We start from the raw sequence: 1,003 nt of genomic DNA on the forward strand, positions 1-1,003 counted from the left end.
TTTTTGCTTTTCTTTTTTTTGTTTTGTTATTTTTTTTTTTTGTTTTAAGTGACGGGGACAGCGGGATTTACACAAGGGTATTCGTCGGGAGGGTCAGATTTGTATAAAGGACCGGCCCATGGCCGGGGGCTTCGGCCCGGGCCCGCTCCACGACTTCCGCCCCGCTGAACTCCCGCCCGGCCACGACCAGCGCCGCCTCCTCGGGATCCACCGGCGCGTACGCCGCGAACCGGTCCCCCTGCGAGGGCACCTCCACGGCGTAGTCCGCGAACCCGGCGGGCACCTGCGGGAACCGCCCCCCGAGCGGCCGCAGCGCGAGCGCGACACGCTCCCCGGAGCACGCCCGGGCCGCGTCCAGCGTGTCCGGGCCGCTCACCACGAGGTCGGCCGCAGCCGGGTCCCCGCCGACCTCGGCGACCACCCCGACCGACGAACACGCCAGCAGCCACACCGCCGTCTGCCAGTGCGCCGGAAGAAGCAGGGCGACCCGGTCGCCGGGCTCCGCCGACAACTCGCCCTGGAGGAGGTTCGCGGTCTTGGCCACCCAATTGGCGAAGGTGGCCACGGACAATTCGACCCGCTCGCCCGTGGCGTCGTCGTAGAAGGTCACCAGTGGGCGCGCGGGATCCGCGGCCAGCGCGGATCGCAGCAGGTCGGCAGGGGTGCGGTCGGTGGCGTTCATCCGCGTAAGCGTACGCGGGGACCGCCGCGCCCGTGGTTCCGGAAGGACGGGAAAGCTAACCGGTTCGGCGGAGCGGAGCCGACGGCCCGTCAATTCCGCGATGGACAGATATGTATGACTATGTCCAGGATCAGACGCATGCGTAGATCACGATTCCTCGCGTCCTCGATCGGCGTCACCTGCGCCGCGGCACTCGCCCTCCCGGCGGCTCTCCCGGCGACGGCCTCCGCGGCGACCCCGACGGACTCGTCCTCCGCGGCGCAGGTGACGCCGATCGAGGACGCGAGGAATCGTGATCTACGCATGCGTCTGATCCTGGAC

At 68.5% G+C, this 1,003-nt stretch carries 2 pseudogenes; one reads left to right on the plus strand and one right to left on the minus strand.

The window, feature by feature from the left end:
* Positions 1–115: 115 nt before the first annotated feature.
* Positions 116–682 (minus strand): annotated as a pseudogene (locus P1P70_RS45055) (TIGR03089 family protein); the annotation flags it as partial.
* 120 nt (positions 683–802) lie between these two features.
* On the opposite strand from P1P70_RS45055, the pseudogene P1P70_RS45060 reads away from it, so the two are divergent.
* A pseudogene (locus tag P1P70_RS45060) lies at positions 803–1,003 on the plus strand (hypothetical protein); the annotation flags it as partial.

Origin of the sequence: Streptomyces sp. MB09-02B, assembly GCF_033794485.1 — a bacterium.
GTDB lineage: Bacteria > Actinomycetota > Actinomycetes > Streptomycetales > Streptomycetaceae > Streptomyces.